General features: G+C 68.0%; 22 protein-coding genes. 16 read left to right on the forward strand and 6 right to left on the reverse strand.

Annotation, left to right across the window (positions count from 1 at the left end):
- Positions 1-20: 20 nt before the first annotated feature.
- Both trmL and J2W23_RS12750 read left to right on the forward strand, forming a co-directional pair.
- Complete coding sequence (gene trmL, locus J2W23_RS12745) at positions 21-482, forward strand: tRNA (uridine(34)/cytosine(34)/5-carboxymethylaminomethyluridine(34)-2'-O)-methyltransferase TrmL (protein ID WP_307648988.1); 462 nt, start codon at positions 21-23, stop codon at positions 480-482.
- Positions 483-682: 200 nt separating this feature from the next.
- A complete protein-coding gene (locus J2W23_RS12750; protein WP_307648989.1) occupies positions 683-976 on the forward strand; it encodes a DUF4148 domain-containing protein in 294 nt (97 codons plus the stop codon).
- Positions 977-995: 19 nt separating this feature from the next.
- Here the strand turns inward: J2W23_RS12750 and J2W23_RS12755 are convergent, their stop codons facing one another.
- Together J2W23_RS12755 and J2W23_RS12760 are read right to left on the reverse strand one after the other, a co-directional pair.
- Positions 996-1,466: a MaoC family dehydratase gene (locus J2W23_RS12755; RefSeq protein ID WP_042582822.1), complete on the reverse strand. Its 471-nt coding sequence runs from the start codon at positions 1,464-1,466 to the stop codon at positions 996-998.
- A gap of 69 nt (positions 1,467-1,535) precedes the next feature.
- Positions 1,536-2,156 carry a ParA family protein gene (locus J2W23_RS12760; protein ID WP_307648990.1) on the reverse strand — a complete coding sequence of 207 codons (621 nt, stop codon included), beginning with the start codon at positions 2,154-2,156 and terminating at the stop codon, positions 1,536-1,538.
- 93 nt (positions 2,157-2,249) lie between these two features.
- Between J2W23_RS12760 and kefF the strand changes: the two genes are divergently transcribed.
- Complete coding sequence (kefF, locus tag J2W23_RS12765; protein WP_307648991.1) at positions 2,250-3,005, forward strand: glutathione-regulated potassium-efflux system oxidoreductase KefF; 756 nt, start codon at positions 2,250-2,252, stop codon at positions 3,003-3,005.
- 2 nt (positions 3,006-3,007) lie between these two features.
- Positions 3,008-4,858, forward strand: a complete 1,851-nt coding sequence (gene kefC, locus J2W23_RS12770; RefSeq protein WP_176659206.1) for a glutathione-regulated potassium-efflux system protein KefC — start codon at positions 3,008-3,010, stop codon at positions 4,856-4,858.
- A gap of 11 nt (positions 4,859-4,869) precedes the next feature.
- Here the strand turns inward: kefC and J2W23_RS12775 are convergent, their stop codons facing one another.
- Complete coding sequence (locus J2W23_RS12775) at positions 4,870-5,736, reverse strand: amidohydrolase family protein (RefSeq protein WP_307648992.1); 867 nt, start codon at positions 5,734-5,736, stop codon at positions 4,870-4,872.
- Positions 5,737-5,840: 104 nt separating this feature from the next.
- On the opposite strand from J2W23_RS12775, the gene J2W23_RS12780 reads away from it, so the two are divergent.
- From J2W23_RS12780 to J2W23_RS12805, 6 genes are read left to right on the forward strand one after another with little or no spacing between them, the layout of a single operon-like run.
- Positions 5,841-6,614 (forward strand): crotonase/enoyl-CoA hydratase family protein, encoded by a 774-nt coding sequence (locus J2W23_RS12780; protein ID WP_176659204.1) that lies wholly within the window; start codon positions 5,841-5,843, stop codon positions 6,612-6,614.
- Complete coding sequence (locus J2W23_RS12785; protein ID WP_307648993.1) at positions 6,611-8,464, forward strand: feruloyl-CoA synthase; 1,854 nt, start codon at positions 6,611-6,613, stop codon at positions 8,462-8,464. Before J2W23_RS12780 ends, J2W23_RS12785 begins: the two co-directional genes overlap by 4 nt.
- A 22-nt stretch (positions 8,465-8,486) precedes the next feature.
- Complete coding sequence (locus tag J2W23_RS12790; RefSeq protein WP_307648994.1) at positions 8,487-9,257, forward strand: SDR family NAD(P)-dependent oxidoreductase; 771 nt, start codon at positions 8,487-8,489, stop codon at positions 9,255-9,257.
- A 34-nt stretch (positions 9,258-9,291) separates the two neighbouring features.
- Complete coding sequence (locus tag J2W23_RS12795; RefSeq protein ID WP_176659201.1) at positions 9,292-10,284, forward strand: Bug family tripartite tricarboxylate transporter substrate binding protein; 993 nt, start codon at positions 9,292-9,294, stop codon at positions 10,282-10,284.
- Between the two features lie 8 nt (positions 10,285-10,292).
- Entirely contained in the window at positions 10,293-12,044 is a 1,752-nt protein-coding gene (locus tag J2W23_RS12800; RefSeq protein WP_307648995.1) for an acyl-CoA dehydrogenase family protein, read from the forward strand.
- Between the two features lie 37 nt (positions 12,045-12,081).
- Complete coding sequence (locus tag J2W23_RS12805) at positions 12,082-12,573, forward strand: MarR family winged helix-turn-helix transcriptional regulator (protein ID WP_307648996.1); 492 nt, start codon at positions 12,082-12,084, stop codon at positions 12,571-12,573.
- Between the two features lie 74 nt (positions 12,574-12,647).
- Here J2W23_RS12805 and J2W23_RS12810 read toward each other — a convergent pair whose 3' ends face one another.
- Entirely contained in the window at positions 12,648-13,301 is a 654-nt protein-coding gene (locus J2W23_RS12810; RefSeq protein WP_176659198.1) for a TetR/AcrR family transcriptional regulator, read from the reverse strand.
- Between the two features lie 132 nt (positions 13,302-13,433).
- Between J2W23_RS12810 and J2W23_RS12815 the strand changes: the two genes are divergently transcribed.
- The 5 genes from J2W23_RS12815 to J2W23_RS12835 all read left to right on the forward strand — a co-directional run bounded on the left by J2W23_RS12815 (position 13,434) and on the right by J2W23_RS12835 (position 16,847).
- Entirely contained in the window at positions 13,434-13,871 is a 438-nt protein-coding gene (locus tag J2W23_RS12815) for a VOC family protein (protein ID WP_307648997.1), read from the forward strand.
- Between the two features lie 45 nt (positions 13,872-13,916).
- A complete protein-coding gene (locus tag J2W23_RS12820; protein ID WP_307648998.1) occupies positions 13,917-14,444 on the forward strand; it encodes an SRPBCC family protein in 528 nt (175 codons plus the stop codon).
- Between the two features lie 29 nt (positions 14,445-14,473).
- The gene (locus J2W23_RS12825; protein ID WP_307648999.1) at positions 14,474-14,893 is read left to right on the forward strand and encodes a VOC family protein; all 420 of its coding nucleotides are present in this window, start codon (positions 14,474-14,476) and stop codon (positions 14,891-14,893) included.
- 48 nt (positions 14,894-14,941) lie between these two features.
- Complete coding sequence (locus J2W23_RS12830; protein WP_307649000.1) at positions 14,942-16,417, forward strand: DHA2 family efflux MFS transporter permease subunit; 1,476 nt, start codon at positions 14,942-14,944, stop codon at positions 16,415-16,417.
- 70 nt (positions 16,418-16,487) lie between these two features.
- Positions 16,488-16,847, forward strand: coding sequence for a DUF1428 domain-containing protein (locus J2W23_RS12835; RefSeq protein WP_056577915.1), 360 nt, complete (start codon positions 16,488-16,490; stop codon positions 16,845-16,847).
- A gap of 122 nt (positions 16,848-16,969) precedes the next feature.
- On the opposite strand, the gene J2W23_RS12840 is transcribed toward J2W23_RS12835, so the two are convergent.
- A complete protein-coding gene (locus J2W23_RS12840; RefSeq protein ID WP_307649001.1) occupies positions 16,970-17,728 on the reverse strand; it encodes a sulfite exporter TauE/SafE family protein in 759 nt (252 codons plus the stop codon).
- 76 nt (positions 17,729-17,804) lie between these two features.
- Positions 17,805-18,662, reverse strand: a complete 858-nt coding sequence (locus J2W23_RS12845; protein ID WP_307649002.1) for an intradiol ring-cleavage dioxygenase — start codon at positions 18,660-18,662, stop codon at positions 17,805-17,807.
- Between the two features lie 378 nt (positions 18,663-19,040).
- Between J2W23_RS12845 and J2W23_RS12850 the strand changes: the two genes are divergently transcribed.
- Positions 19,041-21,902 carry a hypothetical protein gene (locus tag J2W23_RS12850; protein ID WP_307649003.1) on the forward strand — a complete coding sequence of 954 codons (2,862 nt, stop codon included), beginning with the start codon at positions 19,041-19,043 and terminating at the stop codon, positions 21,900-21,902.
- The last annotated feature ends 99 nt before the right edge of the window (positions 21,903-22,001 follow it).

Consider the following 22,001-nt stretch of genomic DNA (forward strand, 5'->3'; position numbering starts at 1 on the left):
AGCCCGCCGACAATCGCCGGATGTTCCATATCGTCCTGGTCCACCCCGAAATTCCGCCGAACACCGGCAACGTGATCCGGCTCGCCGCCAACACCGGCTGCACGCTGCATCTGGTCGAGCCGCTCGGCTTTTCGATGGACGACCGCCTGTTGCGCCGCGCCGGACTCGACTATCACGAGTACGCCGAGGTGAAGCGCCATGCCGACTGGCAGGCACTGATCGAAGCGGAAGGTCCGCCTGCCGACCGCATGTTCGCCCTCACCACCCGCGGCACGCGCGCCGTGCACGACGTGCGCTTCCAACCGGGCGACTGGCTGGTGTTCGGCTCCGAAACCAGCGGCTTGCCGCCTGCGGTGCGCGACGGCTTCGCCGAACCCCAGCGCCTGCGCCTGCCGATGCGCGAGGGGCAGCGCAGCCTGAATCTCTCGAATGCGGTGGCGGTGACGGTGTTCGAAGCCTGGCGGCAGAACGAATTCAACTGAGAAGGTGTGAATAAACCTACTGCGCGGTCCGATCTCGCACCGCTCGCTACGGTTTCTTCACACCTTCTGACCCTTCGGGCGACAAGGGCGCATCCGGTCGACGCTGCAGAGCGTATGGATGACATGCCGGCGCGAAAAGCAGTTGCTGCACCCCGCTCCGGCATCGAGTCCCTCAACGCTTTGCCTCAAGGAGTTCCGTCATGAATGCCAAGTCGATTGCCTTCGCGACCTTCGCCACCCTCGCCCTCAGCACCGGCGCCCAGGCCTTCCAGGGTGAACAGAACCCGCTGCCGCCCGCGCCCTTCCAGTCGACGCTGTCGCGCGCCGAGGTGCAGGCCCAGGCCCGCCAGCCGCTGAAGATCGGCAACGGCGGCACTGGCGTGGCCCAGCAGACCAACGGCAACACCGACCGTGCCGCGGTCCGTGCCAGCGCGCTCGGCATCACCCGCCAAGGCGCCGCCACCTACGGCGAAGTGACCGACCGCCGGATGTAAGAAAGCAAGAAAACCGCGCTCAGCGGTAGCGGCGCACCACCGACTCGGCAACGCAGGCCGGCTTGGCTGCGCCTTCGAGCTCGATGGCGGTTTCCCAGGTCATCTGGAGGCCGTCATCGGGAATCGGCTCCGCGGTGAGCAGCTTCATGCGGGCCCGCAGCCGTTTGCCCACCGGCACGGGCGACATGAAGCGCACCCGGTTCAGCCCGTAGTTCACACCCATGCGCGACTCGACCACGTCGATCGCCACCTCGAAGAATTTCGGCAGCAGCGACAGCGTCAGGAAGCCGTGGGCAATCGGCCCGCCGAAGGGGCCGGCCTTGGCCCGCTCGACATCGACATGGATCCACTGGTGATCGCCCGTTGCCTCGGCGAACTGGTTGACCTGCTCCTGCGTGACGGTGATCCAGTCGCTCACGGCGACTTCCTGGCCGACGCAGGCGGCAAGATCCTGAAGGGTCTGGAATGTCTTTTTGGTCATGCGGGGCATTCTGGTGCCAAGGGCTTGGGCACGGCTGTCGGCATCGCGACAACCGGAGTCAGGGAAAACCGGGGGCCATCAAGCCTCGAGCCACTGACAGATGGGCTGCCACTGCTCCAGGTCGCGCTGCACGCGGCCCGGTGCAATATCGAACAGCGTGAGCCCGCGCGCCGCGAGCTGCACGTAGTTCTGCGTGTCGCGCAGCTCGCCCAGCACCGGCACGCCGAGCCCGGCGATGAATTCGTTGAGCCGATCGGCCGCCAGGGTGCGCGCGTTCACACGCATGCCCACGAGGCCGATCTTCGCTTTCTCGGCCTTGCGCTGCTCCAGCAGCCGGTCCAGAAAATCGCGCGTCGCGTAGATGTCGAAGATGCTCGGCTGCAGCGGCACGATCACGCGGTCGGCCATCGCCAGCACTTCCTTGAAGCGCCAGCCGTGCAGGCCGGCGGGTGTATCGAGCACCGCGTGCGTGGTGCCGCGCGGAGGGCGCACCACGGTGCTGTCGCCAGAGGCTTCCCAGGTGGAAATGGGCCGGGCCATCGGTGGGCGCAGGCCCAGCCAGAGCCGCGAGGACTGCTGGCGGTCCACGTCGCCCAGCATCACGGCATGACCGCGGCTCGCAAAGTAACCCGCGATGTTCGTCGCGATCGTCGACTTGCCAACGCCACCCTTGGGGTTGGCGACCAGAACCACCGGCATGAAGTTCTCCTCCAGAGCTGGAACAGGACAGGATGGTAGTGCCTCGCCCTTTCGGGGCCGGTGAATCGCCTCCGGTTGCGCTATGTTCGCGGCATGACGACAACAACACTTCCGGGAAACCCCGCCACTGACAGCGGCGGTATCTATGTGATCGCGGCCCACCCCCACTGGCGCGACTCTCGTGTCAACCGCCGCCTGCTGGCCGCGGCGCGCGCGGTGCCCGGGGTGGAGGTCTGCGATCTCTACGGCAGCTACCCCGACTTCGCCATCGACGTCGAGGCCGAGCAGGCCCGGCTCGCGAAGGCCCGCCTCGTCGTGCTGGTGCACCCGATCCAGTGGTATTCGATGCCGGCGCTGCAAAAGCTCTGGGTCGACGACGTGCTCAGCTACGGCTGGGCCTACGGCCCCGGCGGCACCGCCCTGCAGGGCAAGGACCTCTGGCTGGTCGCGACCACCGGCAGCCCCGAGCCGAGCTACCACCCCCAGAGCTACCATCGCTATTTCTTCGACGCCTTCCTGCCGCCTTACGAGCAGACCGCCGCGCTCTGCGGCATGCGCTTCCTGCCGCCGCTCATCTTCTACGGTGCGCGCAGCGCCGACGAGGCCGAGGTGACGGCGCATGTCGACACCTACGCCCAGCGCCTGGGCAGCTACCCCGACTGGCCCGAGATCGAGGAGATCGACGCCTGCATCGCCTGCCCCGTGCCCGAAGCCGACCGCCCGGCCGAATCGGACGACATGGGCCAGGTGGTGTCGAGCGCCTTTCACTCCGCGATGGCGCGTGGCATCGCCTCGATATCCGCCGCCAGCGAAGCCACGAACGACGGCAACCGGGAAGGCTCGGCCTGAGCATGGAACACGCACCCGCCTGGCTGACCAACAGCCTGATCTACCTGGGCGCCGCCGTGCTGGTGGTGCCGCTGTCGAAATTCCTCGGGCTCGGCTCGATCATCGGCTACCTCGTGGCCGGCATCGCGATCGGCCCGTGGGGCCTGGGCCTCGTGTCCAGCGTCGAAGATGTGCTGCATTTCGCCGAGTTCGGCGTGGTGTTGATGCTGTTCCTCGTGGGCCTGGAACTCGAGCCCAAGCGCCTGTGGAACCTGCGCCGGCCGATCTTCGGCTGGGGCGCGGCCCAGGTGCTGAGCTGCGCCGCAGTGCTGTTTGCCGTGGGCTGCGCGCTGGGGGCCGAATGGCGCGTGTCGCTGGTGGCATCGCTCGGCCTCGCACTCTCCTCGACCGCCATCGCGCTGCAGGTGTTCGGCGAACGCAATCTGCTGAAAACGCCGAGCGGACAGGCTGGTTTCTCGATCCTGCTGTTCCAGGACGTGGCGGCCATTCCAATCCTCGCGCTGCTGCCGCTGCTGGCGGGCGCCACCGCCGCCGAGCATTCGCTCAGCGGCCTGGACCGCGCGCTCGAGGCGCTGAAGATCGTCGGCGTGATCGCCGGCATCATCCTCGGCGGCCGCTTGCTGCTGCGTCCGATCCTGCGCTGGATCGCGCGCAGCGACACGCCCGAGATCTTCACCGCCGCGGCGCTGCTGCTGGTGGTGGCCATCGCGGCGCTGATGCAGCTGGTGGGCCTGTCGATGGCACTCGGCGCCTTCCTCGCCGGCGTGCTGCTCGCGGAAAGCGAATACCGGCGCGAACTGGAGACCGACATCGAGCCTTTCAAGGGCTTGCTGCTCGGTCTCTTCTTCATTGCCGTGGGCATGTCGATCAACTTCGGCGTGCTGATCGCGAGCCCCTGGGTGATGGCCGCGCTGGTGATCGGCTTCATGGTCATCAAGCTGGTCGTGATCTACGCGCTCGCCAAGGCGATGGGCCTGGCCTACCAGGAGCGGCCTGTGTTCACGCTGCTGCTCGCACAGGGCGGCGAGTTCGCGTTCGTGGTGTTCCAGGCAGCGGGCCCCGACGTGCTGCCGCCCGAGACCACGTCGCTCCTGATCGGCGCGGTGGCGCTGTCGATGCTGCTGTCGCCGCTCCTGCTGGTGCTGCTCGACAAGTTCGTGCTGCCGCGCTACAGCCGCAACCAAGGCCCGCAGCTCGAAGAAATCTCGGAGCAACAAGACGCCAAGGTGCTGATCTGCGGCTTCGGCCGCTACGGCCAGATCGTCGGCCGCATGCTGATGTCGCAGGGCCTGCGCGTCACGGTGCTCGACCACGATGCCGACACCGTCGAGGGCCTGCGCCAGTTCGGGTTTCGTGTGTTCTACGGCGACGCGACGCGGCTCGACCTGCTGCGCACCGCAGGCGCCGGATCGGCCAAGGCCATCGTGGTGGCGGTGGACGACATCGAGCAATCGCTGGAAATCGTCGACCTCGTGAAGGAGAACTTTCCGCAGGCCCGGATCATCGCGCGAGCACGCAACGTGACGCACCTCTTCCAGCTGCGCGATCGCGGCGTGACCGACGTCGAGCGCGAGGTGTTCGAGTCGTCGCTGCGCAGCGCCCGCTCCACGCTGGAGGCGTTGGGCTGGCCGGCACACGAGGCGCGGGAGTCGACGATGCGATTCCGCCGCCGGAACATCAAGCTCAGCGACGAGATCTATCCGCACTACAAGGACCGCGCCAAGCTGATCGCGGCCAACAAGGCGGGCCGGCAGCAGTTCGAGGAACAGATGGCACGCGAGCGCGAGGAGCGGCAGCGGCGCTCGGGGCGTGACTGGGACCGGATCGACGAGAAGGAAGAGGCGGATTCGTAACCCGCCCTTCTTCAGCCTTCCAGCCTCAGCAGCCTGACCGCATTGCCTTTCAGGATCCCCGGCATCACCTCGGGCTTGAAGCCCGCCGCCTCGAAGTCTTTCATCCAGCGGTCGGGCGTGATCAGCGGGTAGTCGCTGCCGAACAGGATGCGGTCCTTCAGCAGCGTGTTCGCGTACTGCACGAGCTGCTTCGGAAAGTACTTCGGGCTCCAGCCCGAGAGATCGATCCACACGTTGGGCTTGTGCGTTGCCACGCTCAGCGCCTCGTCCTGCCAGGGGAAGCTGGGGTGGGCCATGACGATCTGCATGTCGGGGAAGTCGATGGCCACGTCGTCCAGGTGCATCGGGTTGCTGTACTCCAGCCGCAACCCGCCGCCGCAGCGCATGCCCGAGCCGATGCCGCTGTGGCCGGTGTGAAAGATCGCCGGCAGCCCGTACTCGGCAATCACCTCGTAGATCGGCCAGGCCATCTTGTCGTAGGGGTGGTAGCCCTGCACCGTGGGGTGGAACTTGAAGCCTTTCACGCCGTGCTCCTCGATGAGCCGACGCGCCTCGCGCGCACCCATCTTTCCCTTGTGCGGATCGATGCTGCCGAAGGCAATCATGATGTCGCTGTTCTTTGCCGCGGCCTCGGCGATCTCTTCATTGGGGATGCGGCGGCGGCCCATGTTCGACTCGGCATCGACCATGAACATCACCAATCCGATCTTTCTTTCACGGTAGTACGCCACGCTCTCGGCGATGGTCGGGCGGCCGCTCGATCCGAAGTACTTGTCGGCGGCGCGGTCGTACTCCTCGCCGTAGTTGTCGAACGGGTTCCAGCAGCTCACTTCGGCGTGGGTGTGGATGTCGATGGCGATCAGGTTCCGGTGGTCCATGTCGTTGTCTCCAATGCGGGTAAGTCCCTAGGATCCAAGGCATTCAAATGCCTTGAATTGATTATTTATCATAACCATAATTCAAGTCACACTCAAACCCGATCATGACCAATCCCGACCTTCAACTCGACATTCGCGACGACGTCGCCATCGTTCGCCTCGCGCGCGGCGCCAAGCGCAATGCGCTGTCGGACGGCCTGATCCTCGCGTTGCGAGACACCTTCGAGCAGTTGCCCTCCACCGTGCGCGCCGCGGTGCTCGACGGCGAGGGCCCGCACTTCTGCGCCGGCCTCGACCTCTCCGAACTGAAAGAGCGCGACGCCGGCCAGGGCATGCAGCATTCGCGCCTGTGGCACGGTGCGCTCGACCTGATCCAGCACGGCCCGGTGCCGGTGGTCGCGGCGCTGCACGGCGCGGTGGTCGGCGGCGGGCTCGAGCTGGCGAGCGCCTGCCACATCCGCGTGGCCGACCGCTCCACCTTCTACGCGCTGCCCGAAGGTTCGCGCGGCATCTTCGTGGGCGGCGGCGGCTCGGTGCGCATCCCCAAGCTCATCGGCGTGGCGCGCATGACCGACATGATGATGACCGGCCGCGTCTACAACGCCGAAGACGGCGAACGCGCCAACTTCGCGCAGTACCTGGTCGACGAGGGCGCCGCTTTCGACAAGGCCTTCGAACTCGCCAAGCGCATCGCCACCAACGCGCCGCTCACCAACTACGCGCTGATGCACGCACTGCCACGCATCGCCGAGCAGTCGGCCGACCACGGCTTCTTCACCGAGGCGCTGATGTCCGGCATCGTGCAGGCTGCGCCCGAAGCGAAGGAGCGCGTGCGCGACTTCCTCGAAGGCCGCGGCGCGAAGGTGAGCAAGGGATGACCGCCGTGCGCTATCGCCCGCTGGCTTTCGGCGTGACCCGCGCGGTCTTGCGCGACGGCGCGCCGGGCACCCGTTACCTGCAGGCCGAGACGCAGCTCGCGCCCTACCGCGAGCGCATGACCGACCGCCTCGCGCATTGGGCCGAGCACGCGCCCGATCGCACCTTCATCGCCCGCCGCGAACGGCTGGCCGACGGCAGCACCGGCGACTGGCTGCGCGTGTCGTACGCGCAGGCGTTGCAGGAAGCGCGCGGCATCGGACAGGCACTGCTCGACCGCGGCCTGAACGCCGAGCGCCCGGTTGCGATCCTCAGCGAGAACGGCATCGAGCACGCGCTGCTCGCGCTCGGCTGCCTCTATGCCGGCGTGCCTTACTGCCCGGTATCGCCGCCCTACTCGCTCGTGAGCCAGGATTTCGAAAAGCTGCGCCATGTGCTGGACACGCTCACGCCGGGCCTGGTGTTCGGTGCCGATGCCGCGCGCTACGGCCGTGCCATCGAAGCCGCCGTGCCGGCCGGCACCGAGGTCGTGCTCGCCGAAGGCCGGCTCGAAGGCCGCGCCACCACCGCCTTCTACGCGCTGGCGTCGACGCCCGCAACACCCGCCATCGACGCCGCGATGCGCGCGACCGGCCCCGACACCATCACCAAATTCCTCTTCACCTCGGGCTCGACCAAGATGCCCAAGGCGGTGATCAACACGCACCGCATGTGGTGCGCCAACCAGCAGCAGTTGCGCCAGTCGATTCCCGCGCTGGGCGACGAGCCGCCGGTGCTGGTCGACTGGCTGCCCTGGAACCACACCTTCGGCGGCAACCACAACGTGGGCATCGTGCTGGACAACGGCGGCACGCTCTACATCGACGACGGCAAGCCCACGCCCGCGGGCATGGCCGAGACGCTGCGCAACCTGCGCGAGATCGCGCCCACCATCTACTTCAATGTGCCCACCGGCTTCGAGGCGATCGCGAACGCCATGGAAAGCGATGCGGTGCTGCGCCGCAACCTGCTGTCGCGCGTGAAGATGTTCTTCTACTCGGGCGCCGCGCTCTCTCAGCCGATCTGGGACAGCCTGCACAGGACCCAGGAAGCCGAGGTCGGCGAGCGCATCGTGATGGGCACGGGCCTTGGCATGACCGAGTCGGGCCCGTTCGCGCTCTACGTCACCGGACCCGAGGTGAAGTCGGGCGACGTCGGCCTGCCCGCAGCCGGCATCGAGCTCAAGCTGATCGAGGTCGACGGCAAGACCGAGGTGCGCTATCGCGGTCCCAACATCACGCCCGGCTACTGGCGCGCGCCCGACGCCACGGCCGAGGCCTTCGACGAAGAGGGCTTCTTCTCGACCGGCGACGCGGTGAAGTGGATCGATGACGCGAACATCCACCGCGGCCTGCGCTTCGACGGCCGCATCGCCGAAGACTTCAAGCTCGCCACCGGCACCTTCGTGAGCGTGGGCCCGCTGCGCGCGAAGATCATCGCGGCCGGCGCGCCCTACGTGCAGGACGCGGTGCTGACCGGCATCAACCTGAAGGAAGTCGGCGCGCTGATCTTCCCGACGCAGAAGGTGCGCCAGCTCGCAGGCCTGGCCGCCGACGCCACGATGCAGCAGGTGCTCGAAAGCGCCCCGGTGCAGGCGCACTTCCAGCAGGTGGCGAACGATCTGGCCGCCATGGGCACCGGCAGCGCGAACCGCATCGCACGGCTGCACCTGATGGCCGAGGCGCCCTCCATCGACAAGGGCGAAGTGACCGACAAGGGCTCGATCAACCAGCGCGCCGTGCTCAAGCACCGCGCCGCACTCGCCGAAGCGATGCATGCAGGCACGCTGCCCTTCACGCTGACGCCCCGCTAACTTCTTCCAGGAGACAACACACATGAAGATCGAAGGACAAGCCGCACTCGTCACCGGCGGCGCATCGGGCCTCGGCGAAGCCACTGCGCGCGAACTCGCACGCCTGGGCGCAAAGGTCGCCGTGCTCGACCGCAACGCCGCGCTCGCCGAGAAGGTGGCCGCGGAGATCGGCGGCGTCGCCTGCGCCTGCGCCTGCGACATCACCGACACAGACAGCGTCACCGCCGCACTCGACAAGGCTGCCGCAGCGCATGGCCCCGCACGCATCCTGATGAACGTCGCAGGCATCGGCAGCGCCAAGCGCATCGTCGGCAAGGACGGCAACCCGGCGCCGCTGGAAGACTTCGTGCGCGTGGTCAACATCAACCTCATCGGCGGCTACAACATGGCGCGCCTCTTCGCGGCACGCTGCGCGAAACTCGACGCGCTCGACAACGGCGAGAAAGGCGTGATGCTCTTCACAGCCTCCGTCGCGGCCTTCGACGGGCAGGTCGGCCAGCAGGCCTACAGCGCCTCGAAGGGCGGACTCGTCGGCATGACGCTGCCGATGGCGCGCGACCTCGCGCAGCACGCCATCCGCGTGTGCACCGTCGCGCCCGGCCTCTTCGCCACGCCGCTGCTGCTGGAACTGCCCGAGGCGGTGCAGCACTCGCTGGCCGCATCGATCCCGTTTCCGCCGCGCCTTGGCCAGCCCTCGGAATTCGCCGAATTGGCCTGCCACATCGTGACGAACGGCCACCTCAACGGCGAGGTGATTCGCCTCGACGGCGCCCTTCGAATGGCACCGCGTTGATTCCAGCCCCGCAGCAAAACCAGGAGACAAAACCATGACCACCCGACGCCAGTTCGTGAACATGCTCGGCGGCACAGCCGCCATCGGCACCCTGCATCCTCTCGCCGCGCTCGCGCAGGCGGTGCAGCAGCAGGTGAAGATCTACTACGGCTTCCCGGCCGGCAGCGCGGGCGACAGCGTGGCGCGCCGCGTGGCCGACAAGCTCGGCGAAACGCCGTTCACCAAGACGAACCCGGTGGTCGAGAACAAGCCCGGCGCGGGCGGCCGCATCGCGCTCGACACGCTCAAGACCTCGCCGGCCGACGGCTCGGTGCTGTGCCTCGCGCAGGCCTCGGCGCTGTCGATCTATCCGCACATCTACACCAAGCTGGCCTACGCCATTCCCGATTTCGCGCCGATCTCCATCGGCGCCGTGATGACGCACGGCCTGGCCGTCGGCCCGATGGTGCCGGCCAGCGTGAAGACGCTGAAGGACTACATCGCCTGGGCCAAGGCCAACCCCGGCCAGGCCAGCTACGGCTCGCCGGGTGCGGGCTCCACGCCGCATTTCCTGGGCGCGCTGCTGGGCCTGAGCACCGGCGCCGACCTGCGCCACGTGCCCTACCGCGGCTCGCTGCCCGGCATCAACGACGTGGTGGGCGGCCAGATCGCCTCGTGCCTGACACCCGCCGGCGATTGCCTGCCGTTCGCCAAGGCCGGCAAGCTGCGCGTGCTGGCCACCTCGGGCGCGCAGCGTCCGGCCTACCTGCCCGATGTGCCCACCTTCACCGAGCAGGGCTTCCCGGAGATCGTCGCCGACGAATGGTTCGGCTTCTTCGCGCCGGCGAAGACGCCCGCGCCCGTCGTCAACGCCGCGAGCACCGCGATCCAGGCCGCGCTCAAGGACAAGGCCGTGGCCGACGGCCTGCTGTCGGTCGGGCTGATCGCGCATGGCTCCTCGCCCGAGGACATGAAGAAATCGCTGCAGGCGGAATACGAACGCTGGGGTCCGCTGGTCAAGAAGATCGGCTTCACCGCCGAGTCCTGACGCACCCGATGGATTACCGGCCTCGCCCCGAAGACGTCCGCTTTCTCCTGAACGTGGTGCTCGATGCGCCTGCGCGGCTGCAGGCGCTCGCGCCCTTCGCGGAGGTCGACCAGGCGCTGCAATCGCAGGTGCTCGACGAGGCCGCGCGCTTCGTCGGCGAGGTGGTGGCGCCCGTCAACCGCGCAGGCGACGAAGTCGGCTGCCGCTTCGACAAGGGCGAAGTCATTTCGCCGCCGGGATTTCGCGAGGCGTACCAGGCCTTCGTCGACGGCGGCTGGCCCGCGCTCTCCGCCGCAACGGAAGACGGTGGCCAGGGGCTGCCTTCGGTGCTCGAGGCCGTGCTCTACGAATGGCTCAGCGCCGCGAACCACGGGCTCACGATGGCGCCGGGCTTGCTGCACGGCGCCTACGCCTGCCTCAAGCACCACGGCAGCGACGCGCTGAAGACCCGCTACCTGCAGAAGATCGCGACCGGTGAATGGCTCGCCACCATGTGCCTCACCGAAGCGCATGCGGGGAGCGACCTCGGGCAGGTGCGTACGCGCGCCGTGCCGCAGGCCGATGGCAGCTTTCGGGTGAGCGGCAGCAAGATCTTCATCTCGGGCGGCGAGCACGACCTGACGCCGAACATCGTTCACCTCGTGCTGTGCCGCCTGCCCGATGCGCCGGCCGGGCCCAAGGGCCTGTCGCTGGTGCTCGTGCCCAAGCTGCTGCAGGGCGGTACGCGCAACGCGGTGCATTGCGAGCGCATCGAGGAAAAGATGGGCCTGCACGGCAGCCCCACCTGCTCGATGCGCTTCGACGACGCCACCGGCTGGCTGGTCGGCGAAGCGGGCCGCGGCCTCGCCGCGATGTTCGTGATGATGAATTCGGCGCGCCTGCACGTGGCGCTGCAGGGCATCGGCCTGCTCGACGCCGCCTGGCAGAAGGCCGATGCCTATGCGGCCGAACGCCGCCAGATGCGCGCACCCGGCGCCGTGCCCGCGAGCCGAGGCACGGAAGCAGCCGACCTGATCGCCGAGCACCCCGCCGTGCGCCGCATCCTCGACACGCAGCGCGCCTGGATCGACGGCGCGCGCACGCTCGCCTATCGCAGCGCGCTGATGCTCGACGTGGCCGCGCACGACGCCGACCCCAAGGCCCGCGAGCGTGCGCAGCGCTGGTGCTCGCTCGTCACGCCGGTGCTCAAGGCTGCCTGCACGCAGCAGGCCTTTCACGGCGCGAGCGAATGCCTGCAGGTGTTCGGCGGCCATGGCTATGTGCGCGAGTGGGGCATCGAGCAAGTGGTGCGCGACGCGCGTGTGACGATGATCTACGAGGGCACCAACGAGATCCAGGCCATCGACCTCCTGGTGCGCAAGGTGCTCCCCGACGGCGGGGCCGCGATGTCGGCCGTGCTGCTCGAGTTGCGCGACGCGCTCGATGCATCGCGCGAGGCCGACGCCGACGTGCAACGCCGGCTCGCGCAACTGCGCTACCTGGGCACCACCATCGCGATGTCCGCGCATGCCAACCCGGTGCTGCCCTTCGAGGTCGCAGACGACTACCTGCGGGTGGTGATGCTCACGATGATGGCCTGGGCCTGGGCACGCATCGAGGCCGCCGGCAGCACCGATGACGATGCCGGCAGAGCGCGCGCGGCAGCGGCCTTCCGCCGCTGGGTGCTGCCCGAGTTCGAGATGCGGCTGGGCATCATCAAGCGCGCCTGCGAGAACCTGGCCCTCTCGCATGCAGCGGCGGCGGAAGGTGTCGCGCGGTAGGTTCCCGGCACCGCCACGGGCGGTTACGCTCGGGGCCATGCCTGCACCCGCGAAAAAAACCTCCCCCAAGAACGAGCCCCTCGCGGCTGCATCGACCCGCTCGGAGCGGCTCGATGCCCGCGTGCTCGAAACCCTGGTCGGCTACAACGCCCGCCGCGCCTGGCTGATCATCAGCGGCGTGTTTTCGGAGCGCATGGCGCCCTACGGGCTCAAGCAGATCGATTTCTCGGTGCTCTCGCTGCTGGCGCACAACCCGGGCGCCACCTCGCGGCAGCTGTGCACCACGCTCGACATCCTGCCGCCCAACCTCGTGAGCCTGGTGGCGACGCTGGACAGCCGGGGGCTCATCGAGCGCCGGCCGCATCCGCACGACGGCCGCGCGGTGGGGCTGCATCTCACCTCCGCCGGGGAGGCGCTGGTGCGGGAGGCCGAGCAGACGGTGGTGCAGCTGGAATCCGATGCCAGCGCCAATCTCACAATGCGCGAGCGCGAGACGCTGATCAAGCTGCTGCAGAAGATCTATCTCTGATCAAGAAGACCGTTCGGGCTGAGCCTGTCGAAGCCTTGCGCAGCGCTTCGACAAGCTCAGCGTGAACGGATTTCCTAAAGGCCCCGCTCCACCATGTCGATGAGCCGCTGCCCCAGCGCATGCGTGGTCTCTGCATCGAGCGTGCGCAGCGGCCCGTGGATGATGAGCAGCGCCAGCCCGTGCACCGCCGACCACGCGAGGTATTCGGCATTCGGGCGCCGCGCCGCATCGAGCACGCCGGCGTCCACCAGCCGGTCGATTGCCGCCCCCAATAACTGGAACGGGCCCATGCCGCTCGCCCCTGCAGCCGCGGCGCCCACTTCGCCCTCGCCCTCCTCCGTCACCACGAACGCCGTGCGAAAGAGGCCCGGCTCGGCCTGCGCAAACCGCAGGTAGGCCGTGCCGATGGCGCGCACCTGTGCGCGGGCGAAATCGGCGGGCGGCTGGTCGAAATGCAGCACGGCCAGCTCCGACTCCATCGCCTTGGCGGCGGCCGAGAGCGCTTCGCCGCGAACCGCCAACAGCAGTTCCTGCCGGCTGCCGAAATGCCGATACGCCGCGTTGGGCACCACGCCCACGCGCCGCGTGGCCTCGCGCAGCACCACGGCATCCGGTCCGCCGTCGCGCGCCAGTTCGACACCCGCCTCCAGCAGCGCACGGCGCAGGTCGCCGTGGCGGTAAGTGCTGCGCGCGGGCGGCAGGCTTTCGGGGACGTTGTTCAGCTTCATTGCAATTTCCATGTGGACACTGTCCATTATCCCTGTTATTCTTTGTGGACGGTGTACACAAAGTAGTTCCATCGTATTCGCGCAGAAGCCGCTGCGCATCCTTGAAACCTTTATCAGCCCAAAGGAAATGCCATGAAAGTCCAGTCTTACCTGTCCTTCGAAGGCCGTTGCGATGAAGCGATCGCTTTCTACAAGAAGGCGCTCGGCGCCGAAGTCGTGCAACTCATGCGCTACAGCGACGCACCGGCCGACGCGTTCGAAGGCAACACCGACGCCAGCTGCGCCGGCGCCATGCCCGGCCCCGACAAGGTGATGCATTCGGTGCTGCGCCTCGGCGACACCGAGCTCATGCTCTCCGACGGCCAGTGCTCCGGCAAGGCGGAGTTCAAGGGAGTCATGCTGTCGATCACCGCGTCCACCGATGCCGATGCGCGCAAGTGGTTCGACGCACTGGCCGATGGCGGCCAGGTCATGCAGCCGCTCACGCAAACCTTCTTCACCAGCAGCTTCGGCATGCTGGCCGACCGCTTCGGCGTGGGCTGGATGCTGGTGGTGGACGCCGCCAAGTAACCCATTGCCGCCCCCCCCCCGCCCGCCCCCGTCCTGGAGCCCTTCATGTTCAAGAAAATCGTCCTCGCCATCGTCTTGCTGATCGCGATCGTCCTCATCTATGCGGCCACCCGGCCCGACACCTTCCGCGTGGAGCGCACGGCGCGCATCGCAGCACCGGCCGAGAAGATCTTTCCGCTGATCAACGACTTCCATCGCTGGGGCGAGTGGTCGCCCTACGAGAAGCTGGACCCGGCCATGAAGCGCAGCTTCGGCGGCGCGCCCGCCGGACAGGGTGCCACCTACGCCTGGGAAGGCAACGACAAGGCGGGCGCGGGCAAGATGGAAATCGCCGAGTCGACGCCTTCCTCGAAGGTCGCGATCAAGCTCGACTTCATCAAGCCCTTCGAAGGCCACAACATGGCCGAGTTCACGCTCGCGCCGCAGGGCGACGCCACGCAGGTCACCTGGGCCATGTCCGGCCCGAGCCCCTACATCGCCAAGCTCATGGGCATCTTCTTCAACATGGACCAGATGATCGGCAAGGACTTCGAAACCGGACTTGCCAACCTCAAGACGGCCACCGAAAAGTAACCACCTCAACGCACTGCAAGGAAACCATCATGTCTCCCATCCACGCCTACCTCACCTTCGACGGCAACGCGCAAGAAGCCATGCGCTTCTACGAAAAGACGTTGCGCGGCACCATCCAGATGATGATGACCATCGGCGAAGCGCCGGACACCGAGCAGATGCCGGCCGACGCCAAGAAGCGGATCATGCATGCCTCACTCGCCTACGGCGACGGCATGCTCATGGCCTCCGACACCATGCCCGGCCAGACCTACGAAGGCATGAAGGGCTTCGGCGTTGCGCTGACGCTGGACACCGTCGCCGAAGCGCGCCGCGTGTTCGATGCCTTCGCCGAAGGCGGCACCGTGTCCATGCCCTTCGAGAAGACCTTCTGGGTCGAAGGCTTCGGCATGGTGACCGACCGCTTCGGCACCCCCTGGCTCATCAACGGCGGCAAGCCGCTGGTCTAAGAAAACAGACAGAACGCCGCATCGGCGGCTTTTTCAGGAACCCACTCCATGACCGACACACTCGACAACCGGAAGCGCTGGCTCGCATTGATGGTGCTCTGCCTCGGCGTCCTGATGATCGTGCTCGACACCACCATCGTGAACGTGGCATTGCCCTCGATCCGCACCGACCTCGGGTTCACCGAGACCTCGCTCGTGTGGGTGGTGAATGCCTACATGCTGACCTTCGGCGGCTTCCTGCTGCTGGGTGGCCGGCTCGGCGACCTGTACGGCCACCGCAAGCTCTTCCTGATCGGCCTCGTGCTCTTCACCGTCGCCTCGCTGGCCTGCGGCCTTGCCAACTCGCAGGTGCTGCTGGTGGCGGCGCGCGCGGTGCAGGGGCTGGGCGGTGCGGTGGTCTCGGCCGTCTCGCTCTCGCTGATCATGAATCTCTTCACCGAACCGGCCGACCGCGCGAAGGCGATGGGTGTCTACGGCTTCGTCTGCGCGGGCGGCGGCAGCATCGGCGTGCTGTTGGGCGGCCTGCTCACGAGCTCGCTGAGCTGGCACTGGATCTTCCTGGTGAACCTGCCGATCGGCGTGGCGGTGTATGCGCTCTGCCTTGCGCTGCTGCCCAATGCGCGCGGCCACGCGCATGGCGAAAAACTCGACGTGGCCGGCGCGGTCACCGTCACCCTCTCGCTCATGCTCGCGGTGTACGGCGTGGTCAACGGCAACGAAGCCGGCTGGGGCTCCACGCAGACGCTGGGCCTGCTCGGCGCGGCCGTGGTGCTGCTGGCCATCTTCATCGCCATCGAGGCGCGCGTGCAGCATCCGCTGATGCCGCCGGGCCTCTTTCGCCTGCGCAGCGTGTCGGTTGCCAACGTGGTCGGCGTGCTGTGGGCGGCGGCGATGTTCGCGTGGTTCTTCATCTCGGCGCTCTACATGCAGCTGGTGCTGAACTACACGCCGATGCAGATCGGCCTGGCCTTCCTGCCGGCCAACATCATCATGGCGGTGTTCTCGCTCGGCCTCTCGGCCAGGCTGGTGATGCGCTTCGGCATCCGCAAGCCGCTCGCGGCCGGGTTGTGGCTCGCGGCCATCGGCCTGGCGCTGTTCGCGCGCGCACCGGTCAACGGCAGCTTCGTCACCGACGTACTGCCCGGGATGATGCTGCTCGGCCTGGGCGCGGGCATGGCGTTCAACCCGGTGCTGCTGGCGGCCATGAGCGAGGTCGATCCGGCCGATTCGGGCCTCGCCTCGGGCGTGGTCAACACCGCCTTCATGATGGGCGGCGCCTTGGGCCTTGCCGTGCTGGCCAGCGCCGCAGCAGCGCGCACCGGTTCGATGGAAGCGGCCGGCGCGCAGATGCCGCTCGCGCTCACCGGTGGCTACAACCTTGCATTTCTCGTCGGTGCCGTGTTCGCGGCACTGGCGGGCTTGATCGGGGCCTTGCTGCTTCGCACCGCACCGCCGGCGCAAACGCAGAACAACGAAGAGGCAGCAGCAGCACCCCGCGGAGCGGCGAGCGAATCGACGTCGTGATGAGAACGACGCCATGCAGCCGCCGCTGTTTTTCCTTCAACGGTTCTATCTTTCATTCAGGAGATCTCCCATGGCCCGCTATGTAGACGGTTTCATCGTTGCCATTCCCACCAAGAACGTCGAGGCCTATCGCAAGCTCGCACGCAAGGCCGGCAAGGTCTGGATGGAGTACGGCGCGCTCGAATACGTGGAGTGCATCGCCGACGACGTGAAGCCGGGCAAGCTCACCTCGTTTCCGCAGAGCGTGAAGCTCAAGGCCGACGAGACCGTGGCCTTCTCGTGGATCGTCTACAAGTCGCGCAAGCACCGCGACACGATCAACGCGAAGGTGATGGCCGACCCGCGCATCGCGGCGATGGACCCCAAGACCATGCCGTTCGACGGCAAGCGAATGATCTTCGGCGGCTTCAAGAGCATCGTGGAACTTTGAGCTCGCCCCCAGGCTACGCGCACTTCGTGTCGCTTCTCCTACCCCCTACCGGGGGCAACACCTGAGGCCCGGCAAAGCCGGTTCCTCGGTGTTTCACGAAGGGGCCTGGCCTGCGGCCGGCCTCAGCCAATGAATCCGTCGTAGACCAGTTTCAGGCCTGTGAGCAGCATGCCCAGGTATACGAAGCGATAGAACCACGTCGCGTCGATGCGCCTTGCGATGCGGATGCCCACCCACACGCCCAGCGGCGCGAGCGGCATCAGCGCCACCGAGGTGGCCAGCGTGCGGAAGTCGATGAGGCCGAGCCACGCGTAGGGAATCCACTTGCTGAGATTCACCACGAAGAAGAAGTACGCCATCGTCGCCGTGAACACCACCGGCTTGAGCCTGAGCGGAATCACGTAGGCGTTGATCGGCGGGCCGCCCGCATGGGCGATGAAGCTCGTGAAGCCCGACACCACCGTGAGCACCGCGCCCACGCCGCGCGAGGGCAGCGGATCGTCGGGCTTGGGCGGAAACACGAGCCGCTGCGCGAGAAACAGCAGCGTGAACACGCCGACGATGCCCGCCACCGTGTGCGCCGACAGCACGCGGAACAGCAGCGTGCCGACCACCGTGCCGATCAACCCGAACGGAATCAGGAACTTGAGCAGCGACCGGTCGAAGTCGCGCCGGAACGCGGCGAGCCCCAGCACGTCCATCAGCAGCAACAGCGGCATGAGAATCGCCGCGGCCTGCGGCACCGTGACCGCGAGCGCCATCAGGGGCACCGCGAGCGAACCGAAGCCGGCGCCGAAACCGCTCTTGCTGATGCCGAGCAGAAGCACGGCGGGGACGGCGACCGCATAGAAATGCGGATCGGTGATGAGGGGGAAAGCCATGGGGTGTGACGGAGCGCAGAAAAAAGCCTGCCGTCGGGGGCAGGCTTTGCGAGCGTAGCAGGCCCGGGCCGATGCTTCAGGCGGGCTGCTCTGTCGGACTCGGCGACTTCATCGGATTCAGCACGAAGTCGAAATCCAGGCGCCAGCGGCCGTCGGCCTGCTGCTTCCAGGGCGCCACCAGCGACTGGCGCACCGCGAACACCGCGTCGGAATCGAGCCACTGGTCGCCCTCGCGGAACACGTGCGTGATGAGGTTTTCATAACCGGGCGCCTCGATCTTGAAATGCAGATGCGCGGGCCGCCACGGATGGCGTTTCGTCGCACGCAGCAGGTCGCCCACGGGGCCATCGACCGGGATCGGATAGGCCTCGGCCAGCACGCTCCTGAAATGCAGTGCGCCATCGGGTCCGGTGCGCAGGCGGCCGCGGTTCTCGGCGTGATCGAGCCCTTCCTGCTGCACGTCGTAGTGGCCGCCCTCGTCGGCCTGCCACACATCGACGATCGCACCGGCCACCGGCTCGCCGTCGAGCCCCCGCACCGTGGCGTACACGTCGCAGGGCGCGCCCGCGGCGCCGTTGGCCACGTCGTCGCCGTGCGCGTACTCCGGCGCGCCTTCGACATAGAAGGGCCCGAACACCGTCGCCTCGGTGCAGCCGGCGGGCTTGCCGTTGTTCATGGCGATGGTGAGCATGGAGAGGCCCAGCACGTCCGACAGCAGGATGAACTCCTGGCGCTTGTCGTCGCACATCTGGCCGGTGGCCGTGAGGTACTGGATGCCCTGGAACCACTCGGCCTCGGTGAGCTTCACCTCGCGCGCGAAGGCATGCAGGTGCTGCACCAGGCTGGTCAGGATCTCGTGCAGCCGCGGATCGGGCGTGTCGGCCAGGCGCGCGAGCACGGCCTGGGTGATGTTGTCTTGATTGAGGTTGCGCATCGTGGCTGTCTCCTTGTTCCTGCCGTAGCCGTGTCTGCCGTGTCCGGCTTTTCGAGGGTGCTGCGGACTGTAGGCCGCACGCCGCGCACCCGAAAGCGCCACGGCGCAAATGATTTTTCCGCCCAGCGGAACGGTCGCGGCATCGGTGGGCGCGTGTCGCCGCTCAATGCCGCTGGCGTTCCGAAAAAAAAGTCCCCCACGTTACGTAACAAACGACGAAAGCAGCTCGCTGCATGGCCCGGAGCCGGCCTCTCCAGGCACCGAAAAGTCTTTTGAAATCAACCACATAACCCGCTTGCAGCGAATGCGCCAGAGGCCGGGTGCGCGGGCGGCACGCATGTTGCGCTTTGTGCCTCCTTATTCCTCGAGGAGGTCGCCATGATCACAACCACCCAAGCCCCCGTCGGCTCGATCCCGGCAGCTGCCGACAACGGTGCGGCCCCCGTGGTCCTTGCCCAGGCCAGCGTCACGCCGATTGCGCCCATGGGTGCGGCCGCGACGACGGCGGCGCCCTCCGTGCCCCCGAGCCTCGGTTCGTTGTCCAACGCCACGCCCGGCACGGTGGTCGTGCGCGACGGCGTGCGGATTCCGGTGGACGGCAGCCAGAGCCTGATGGCCGGTGACCGCGTGATCGTTCCCGACGGCGGCCACGCCAACGTGCTGTTCCCCGGCTCCACGACCAACAAAGCGCCGCTCGCGGGCGTGTTCGAAGGCGGCACCGACGCCACCATCGGCTCGACCAAGCTCCCCGGCGGCCTGGAGCAGGTGAATGTGGATGTGGCTGCCGGCAACCTGGAGGTCACGCCGGCCGACAGCGATGCCGACGCCGCCGCCGTGGCGGTGACCAAGAAGGCCGCGGGCGGCAGCGGCATCGGGCTGGGCGAATTCGCGCTCGGCGCGCTGGGCGCGGTTGCCCTCGGCGCTGCATTGAGCGGCGGAGGCGACGGCGGCGGCGGTGTTTCCTTCCTCGCTCCGGGCATCGGCGAAGGCGACGCGGACGCCGATGCGGATGCGGATGCCGACGCGGATGCGGACGGAGATGCGGATGCGGATGCGGATGCGGATGCGGACGCGGATGCCGACGCGGATGCCGACGCCGATGCCGACGCCGACGCTGACGCTGACGCTGACGCTGACGCTGACGCTGACGCTGACGCTGACGCTGATGCTGACGCTGACGCTGACGCTGACGCTGACGCTGATGCGGATGCCGACGCCGACCACCTGCTCGATCCGGGCGACGGCGCCGTGGGCCATCTGGTCGGCGCGCTGGACGACCTCCTCGGACTGGGCGGCGGCAACGGCGCGGCCCGGGCTGCCTCCAGTTCGTCCGGCACGCTGGGGTCGCTGATGCCCACCGTCGACGGCCTGACGGACCTGGTGGACGACGTGCTCTCGCCGATCGCGGGCAACGAGTTCACGGCCAACGATCCGAACGAATTCGATCCGGTGGACGAGACGGTCGAGAACGTGCTCGTGGACATCGGCGGCGTGCTGACCCCGGTGGTCGACGGCCTGCTGGGCAACGGCCTGACGGATGCGCTCATCGACTCGCTGGTCGGCCAGGTCGACTACCTGACCGATGCGCTCGGCAACATCCTGGAGAACGTGCTGGGCAGCGAAGGCCTGCTCGGCGGCGTGACCACCGGCCTCGGCATCGACGGACTGGTGGACGGTTTGATCGGCGACGACGGCGTGGTCGGCCAGGTGCTCGAAGGCCTGTTGGGCGATGACGGTTTGTTGGGCGGCCTCCTCGGCGACGACGGTCTCCTCGGCGGGGTGTTGGGTGACGACGGCCTGCTGGGCGGCTTGCTTGGCGGTGAAGGCGGTCTCCTCGGCGGCGTGCTGGGTGATGACGGTCTCCTGGGCGGCTTGCTTGGCGGCGAAGGCGGTCTCCTTGGCGGCGTGCTGGGCGATGACGGTCTCCTGGGCGGCTTGCTTGGCGGCGAAGGCGGTCTCCTCGGCGGCGTGCTGGGCGACGACGGCTTGCTCGGCGGCCTACTTGGCGGCGAGGGCGGGCTCCTTGGTGGCGTGCTGGGTGATGACGGCCTGCTGGGTGGCTTGCTCGGCGGCGATGGCGGCCTCCTCGGTGGCTTGCTCGGCGACGACGGCCTGGTGGGCGGCCTGCTTGGCGACGACGGGCTCGTTGGCGGATTGATCGGCGGAGACGGCGCGCTGGCCGGCCTGCTGGGCAGCGAAGGCCTCTCCGGCGGACTGCTCGGCGAAGGCGGACTCGTGGACGGTCTGCTCGGCCCAGACGGCGTGGTTGGCGGTCTGCTCGGTGGCGACGGCGGTCTCCTCGGCGGCGTGCTGGGCGGTGAAGGCGGGCTCCTTGGTGGCGTGCTGGGCGACGACGGCCTGCTGGGCGGATTGCTCGGCGGCGAAGGTGGTCTCCTTGGCAGCCTCCTCGGTGACGACGGCCTTCTGGGTGGTGTCCTTGGTGGCGACGGCGGCCTGCTCGGCGGTGTATTGGGCGACGACGGCCTGCTGGGTGGATTGCTTGGCGGCGACGGCGGTCTCCTCGGTGGCCTGTTGGGCGACGATGGCCTCCTGGGCGGACTGCTCGGCGGTGATGGCGGCCTGCTCGGCGGCGTGTTGGGCGACGACGGCCTCCTGGGTGGACTGCTCGGCGGTGATGGCGGCCTGCTCGGCGGCGTACTCGGTGAAGACGGCATCGTCGGCGGCCTGCTCGGCGGCGACGGCGGTCTCCTCGGCGGCGTCCTCGGCGAAGACGGCATCGTCGGCGGCCTGCTCGGCGGCGACGGTGGTCTCCTCGGCGGCGTCCTCGGCGAAGACGGCATCGTCGGCGGCCTGCTCGGCGGCGACGGTGGTCTCCTCGGCGGCGTACTCGGCGAAGACGGCATCGTCGGCGGCCTGCTCGGCGGCGACGGCGGTCTGCTCGGCAGCGTTCTCGGCCAGGACGGCCTCGTCGGCAACCTGCTCGGCGGCCTGCTGGGCGGCAACGGCCCGGCGGCCAACATCCTGGAGCCGGTCTCGTCGCTCACCGATGCCATCGAGCCGGCCGCAGCCAGCGCGACGCACGCGGTGTCCAGTGCCGCAGCGCCGGTGACCGACATCCTGGCCGGCGCAGGCTCGACCCTCGCGCCTGTGACCGCCGTGGTGGAAGGCGTCGGGCAGGCAGTCACCCCGCTGGTGACCGAGGTCGTGACCCCGATCACCAGCCTGGTCGACCATGCGGTGTCGCCGGTGACGAACATCCTGCACGGCCTGCTGGGCTGATCCAGCCGCGCCGAGGCGAACGGCATGAAGCAAGGAGGGACCGGCAACGGTCCCTCTTTTCTTGTGCGCGCCGCAGCCATCGCGGCGCATCGGGCGGCC

The sequence above is a fragment of the Variovorax boronicumulans genome (assembly GCF_030812215.1).
GTDB classification, from domain to species: domain Bacteria; phylum Pseudomonadota; class Gammaproteobacteria; order Burkholderiales; family Burkholderiaceae_C; genus Variovorax; species Variovorax boronicumulans_C.

Excerpts from the sequence above, each read along its gene's own strand:
- trmL (WP_307648988.1), top strand. The coding sequence starts at position 21 with ATGTTCCATATCGTCCTGGTCCACCCCGAAATTCCGCCGAACACCGGC.
- J2W23_RS12750 (WP_307648989.1), top strand. The coding sequence starts at position 683 with ATGAATGCCAAGTCGATTGCCTTCGCGACCTTCGCCACCCTCGCCCTC.
- J2W23_RS12755 (WP_042582822.1), bottom strand. The coding sequence starts at position 1,466 with ATGCCCCGCATGACCAAAAAGACATTCCAGACCCTTCAGGATCTTGCC.
- J2W23_RS12760 (WP_307648990.1), bottom strand. The coding sequence starts at position 2,156 with ATGCCGGTGGTTCTGGTCGCCAACCCCAAGGGTGGCGTTGGCAAGTCG.
- kefF (WP_307648991.1), top strand. The coding sequence starts at position 2,250 with ATGACGACAACAACACTTCCGGGAAACCCCGCCACTGACAGCGGCGGT.
- kefC (WP_176659206.1), top strand. The coding sequence starts at position 3,008 with ATGGAACACGCACCCGCCTGGCTGACCAACAGCCTGATCTACCTGGGC.
- J2W23_RS12775 (WP_307648992.1), bottom strand. The coding sequence starts at position 5,736 with ATGGACCACCGGAACCTGATCGCCATCGACATCCACACCCACGCCGAA.
- J2W23_RS12780 (WP_176659204.1), top strand. The coding sequence starts at position 5,841 with ATGACCAATCCCGACCTTCAACTCGACATTCGCGACGACGTCGCCATC.
- J2W23_RS12785 (WP_307648993.1), top strand. The coding sequence starts at position 6,611 with ATGACCGCCGTGCGCTATCGCCCGCTGGCTTTCGGCGTGACCCGCGCG.
- J2W23_RS12790 (WP_307648994.1), top strand. The coding sequence starts at position 8,487 with ATGAAGATCGAAGGACAAGCCGCACTCGTCACCGGCGGCGCATCGGGC.
- J2W23_RS12795 (WP_176659201.1), top strand. The coding sequence starts at position 9,292 with ATGACCACCCGACGCCAGTTCGTGAACATGCTCGGCGGCACAGCCGCC.
- J2W23_RS12800 (WP_307648995.1), top strand. The coding sequence starts at position 10,293 with ATGGATTACCGGCCTCGCCCCGAAGACGTCCGCTTTCTCCTGAACGTG.
- J2W23_RS12805 (WP_307648996.1), top strand. The coding sequence starts at position 12,082 with ATGCCTGCACCCGCGAAAAAAACCTCCCCCAAGAACGAGCCCCTCGCG.
- J2W23_RS12810 (WP_176659198.1), bottom strand. The coding sequence starts at position 13,301 with ATGAAGCTGAACAACGTCCCCGAAAGCCTGCCGCCCGCGCGCAGCACT.
- J2W23_RS12815 (WP_307648997.1), top strand. The coding sequence starts at position 13,434 with ATGAAAGTCCAGTCTTACCTGTCCTTCGAAGGCCGTTGCGATGAAGCG.
- J2W23_RS12820 (WP_307648998.1), top strand. The coding sequence starts at position 13,917 with ATGTTCAAGAAAATCGTCCTCGCCATCGTCTTGCTGATCGCGATCGTC.
- J2W23_RS12825 (WP_307648999.1), top strand. The coding sequence starts at position 14,474 with ATGTCTCCCATCCACGCCTACCTCACCTTCGACGGCAACGCGCAAGAA.
- J2W23_RS12830 (WP_307649000.1), top strand. The coding sequence starts at position 14,942 with ATGACCGACACACTCGACAACCGGAAGCGCTGGCTCGCATTGATGGTG.
- J2W23_RS12835 (WP_056577915.1), top strand. The coding sequence starts at position 16,488 with ATGGCCCGCTATGTAGACGGTTTCATCGTTGCCATTCCCACCAAGAAC.
- J2W23_RS12840 (WP_307649001.1), bottom strand. The coding sequence starts at position 17,728 with ATGGCTTTCCCCCTCATCACCGATCCGCATTTCTATGCGGTCGCCGTC.
- J2W23_RS12845 (WP_307649002.1), bottom strand. The coding sequence starts at position 18,662 with ATGCGCAACCTCAATCAAGACAACATCACCCAGGCCGTGCTCGCGCGC.
- J2W23_RS12850 (WP_307649003.1), top strand. The coding sequence starts at position 19,041 with ATGATCACAACCACCCAAGCCCCCGTCGGCTCGATCCCGGCAGCTGCC.